At 67.8% G+C, this 4,019-nt stretch carries 2 protein-coding genes; both read right to left on the minus strand.

All coding sequences use genetic code 11. From position 1 onward, the window contains the following. Positions 1 to 2,865: type I DNA topoisomerase (topA, locus tag QH283_RS00575; protein ID WP_280501059.1), on the minus strand; the 2,865-nt coding region annotated here is incomplete at its 3' end. A 332-nt stretch (positions 2,866 to 3,197) separates the two neighbouring features. After that, entirely contained in the window at positions 3,198 to 3,404 is a 207-nt protein-coding gene (locus QH283_RS00580; RefSeq protein WP_011206895.1) for a cold-shock protein, read from the minus strand. Positions 3,405 to 4,019: the final 615 nt, after the last annotated feature.

Raw genomic sequence — 4,019 nt, forward strand, 5'->3', positions numbered from 1 at the left:
CTTGGCGGTGGTCTTCTTGGCGGCGGTCTTCTTGGCGGCGGTCTTCTTCGCGGCGGTCTTCTTCGCGGCGGTCGTCTTCTTCGCCGCCGCCTTCTTGGCCGGAGCCTTCTTCGCGGCGGTCTTCTTCGCCGCCTTCTTCACCGCACCCTTGGCGCGCCGATCGGCGAGCAGCTCGGAGGCGCGCTCGTCGGTGATGGTGTCGACCTCGTCGCCCTTGCGCAGGCTGGCGTTGGTCTCACCGTCGGTGACATAGGGTCCGAAGCGGCCGTCCTTGATCACCATCGGCTTGCCCGACACCGGGTCGGTGCCGAGCTCGCGCAGCGGCGCCGCCGAGGCGGACTGGCCGCCGCGACGCTTGGGCTCGGCGTAGATCTTCAGCGCCTCGTCGAGGGTGATGGTGAAGATCTGATCCTCCGAGGCCAGCGAACGCGAATCGCTGCCCTTCTTCAGATACGGGCCGTAGCGGCCGTTCTGGGCGGTGATCTCCTCACCACTGCCCGGATCGACGCCGACCACGCGCGGCAACGACAGCAGCTTCAGCGCGTCCTCGAGGGTGACCGTGGCCAGATCCATCGACTTGAACAGCGAGCCGGTGCGCGGCTTGACCGCGGCCGCCTTCTTCGCCGCGGGCTTCTTCGCGCCCTCCGGCTCGGGCAGGATCTCGGTGACGTAGGGGCCGAAACGCCCTTCCTTGGCGACGATTTCGTGTCCGGTCGCCGGATCGACGCCCAAGCGGCGACCCTCCTGCGGGGTCGCGAACAGCTTCTCGGCGACCTCGACGGTCAGCTCGTCGGGCGGCAGGTCGTCGGGCAGGTTGGCGCGCTGGGAGATCGGGTCGCCGTCGGGATCGTCCGGGTCGACGACCAGCCGCTCCAGGTACGGCCCGTACCGGCCGACACGGACCACCACGTCACGGCCCTGGTCGTCGGTGAACAGCTTGATCGAATTGACCTCGCGCGCGTCGATGTCGTCGAGCTGCGAGCCCACCATCTTCTTCAGGCCGCCCGAGCGCGCGACCGAGCCCTCCGCGCCGTGGTCGCCGCCGAAGTAGAAGCTGGCCAGCCAGTCCCCACGCCGCTCCCGGCCGCCCGCGATGGCGTCGAGATCGTCCTCCATGCCCGCGGTGAAGTCGAAATCGACCAGACGGCCGAAATACGCCTCGAGCAAACCGATCACGGCGAAGGCCACCCACGAGGGCACCAGCGCGCTGCCACGCTTGTAGACGTAGCCACGGTCGAGGATGGTCTTGATGATCGAGGAGTAGGTCGACGGACGGCCGATGCCCAGCTCCTCGAGCGCCTTGATGAGCGAGGCCTCGGTGTAGCGCGCGGGCGGATTCGTGCTGTGCCCATCGGGATTCAGCTCGACGGCGGTGACGTTCTGCCCCTCCTCCAGCACGGGCAGGCGCGACTCGGCGTCGTCGGACTGGCCGCCCGCCTCCTCGTCCACGCTCTCCACGTACGCCTTGAGGAAGCCCGCGAAGGTGATGGTGCGACCCGAGGCGGAGAACACGCACTCCTCACCGGTGCCGGCGACGCCGGTGATGCGCAGGGTCAGGGTGGTGCCGCGCGCGTCGGCCATCTGCGAGGCGACGGTGCGCTGCCAGATCAGCTCGTAGAGCCGGAACTCGTCGTTGTCCAGCCGCGCGTGCAGCTCGCCGGGGGTGGCGAAGGTGTCGCCCGCCGGGCGGATCGCCTCGTGCGCCTCCTGCGCGTTCTTCACCTTGCGGGTGTACTGCCGCGGGGTTGGGTGCACGTACTCGGCGCCGTAGAGCTGGGTGGCCTGGGCGCGCGCGGCCGCGATCGCCGACTCCGACAGCGTGGTGGAGTCGGTGCGCATGTAGGTGATGTAGCCGTTCTCGTACAGCCGCTGCGCCACCCGCATGGTGCGGTCGGAGGTGAAGCGCAGCTTGCGACCGGCCTCCTGCTGGAGGGTGGAGGTCATGAACGGCGGGTACGGCTTGCGGCTGTAGGGCTTGGACTCCGCGGAGGTGACCGACAGGTCGACCCCGTCCAGCGCCTCGGCGAGTCTTCGGGCGCGGGCCTCGTCGAGCACGACCACGCCGTTGGCGGACTTGAGCTGCCCGTCGGAGCCGAAGTCCCGGCCGCCCGCCACCCGCGCGCCGTCGACGCTCACCAGGCGGGCGCCGAAAGTGCGCGGGTTCGAGCCGTCGGTCTTCGCGCCGGTGCCCGCGTCGAGCTTGGCGGCGATGTCCCAGTACTCGGCGGAGCGGAACGCCATGCGCTCGCGCTCGCGCTGCACGATGACCCTGGTCGCCACCGACTGCACCCGGCCCGCCGAGAGCTTCGGCATGACCTTCTTCCACAGCACCGGCGAGACCTCGTAGCCGTAGAGGCGGTCGAGGATGCGGCGGGTCTCCTGGGCGTCGACCAGGTCGGGATCCAGTTCCCTGGTGTCGGCGGCGGCGGCGCGGATCGCCGGCTCGGTGATCTCGTGGAAGACCATCCGGCGGACCGGGACCTTCGGCTTGAGCGTCTCGAGCAGGTGCCAGGCGATGGCCTCGCCCTCGCGGTCGGGGTCGGTGGCCAGGTAGAGCTCGTCGGCGTCGGCGAGCAGGCTCTTGAGTTCGGCGACCTTGGACTTCTTCTCCGGGCTCACCACGTAGATCGGCTCGAAGTCGTTGTCGACGTCGACGCCGAGGCGCGCCCATGGCTGGCCCTTGTACTTGGCGGGCACGTCCGCCGCGCCGCGCGGCAGGTCGCGGATGTGGCCGACCGACGCTTCCACGGTGTAATTGCGTCCCAGGTAAGGGGCGATTTTGCGGGCCTTGGTGGGGGACTCGACGATCACGAGACGACGCAGGGGGCGCCCCTGGTCGGCTGCACTGCGGTCTCGTGTTGCCACCGGCGAAAACACCTTTCCTTCTCGAGAACCCGCGTCACGCGCCCTGGCGTCGTGCACGGCATTGGGGCAAGCGACGACTACCAACATCGCTACCAGAGACGTTTATACCTTGACCACGGCAGCGGTCGGGCGCGTGCGACCCGAACCACCGAGCGTACGTGATGGCAGATGGTAGCGGCCCCCGCCGTGCGCGGCACCTCGCCTCGCACTCAACTCGCCCCCGGTACGACTCGCCCCGGGCACTACTCGCCCCGGGCACTACTCGCCCCGGATACAGCTCGTCCCTCCTCCCGATACCGGTGACGAGGGACGAAGCTGGTTGTAGCTGCGGCTCAGCTGAGCGCGCGGACTCCGGTGGCCTGCGGGCCCTTGGTGCCCTGGCCGACCTCGAACTCGACCTTCTGGTTCTCCTCGAGGGTGCGGAAGCCCGAACCCTGAATCTCGGAGTAGTGGACGAAGACGTCAGCGGAGCCGTCCTCGGGCGCGATGAAGCCGAACCCCTTCTCCGCGTTGAACCACTTCACAGTTCCCTGTGCCATTATGTTCCTTCTCTTTTCTTACCGGAACGGCGGACAACTGGGTTCGTCCACCGGGCCCGTTCCGACCGCTGTACTCTTGGCCTCCCCCGTGCGGGGAAACACTGTCTCCCCCGGCGGGGAAACACTGCGGGATCACCGCAGGGAAAGCGCCAAGCACACCGCTCGCAACATCGATCCTGCTGATGGTTTGGACTTTCGATCCGTCCCTCGAACACAGAAGCTTGCGACCAGGAACCAGTGAACCATGTCTCAGAGGAATTCAACAGTCGAGTTACCGACAATTTGCAAAAAACTTGATCTTGCGAATGCGGGGATAAGGGACAGAATCCCCGAATCCAGACTTACGGTTTGTTTGCACTGGGATAACCGGGCAGTAGCTCGGCGACACAGCTGTGACGCGGGTCGCTCTTCCGCATCGAATACCCGGCCCGATCAGCCGCGGGAAGGCGTGCCGACACCGGCGCGCACCCCGATCGCGGTTCCGTCGTGACCACCGAGCGCGAACTCGGCCCCGAGCCGGCCGTCGGCTACGGGCGATCGTTGCTGAATCGTTTCCGAAATTACCCGGACGATCCCCGCCTGACCCATTTAGCCGAGCAACCGGCGCGAACCGCG

The sequence above is a fragment of the Nocardia farcinica genome, assembly GCF_029867845.1.
GTDB classification, from domain to species: domain Bacteria; phylum Actinomycetota; class Actinomycetes; order Mycobacteriales; family Mycobacteriaceae; genus Nocardia; species Nocardia farcinica_A.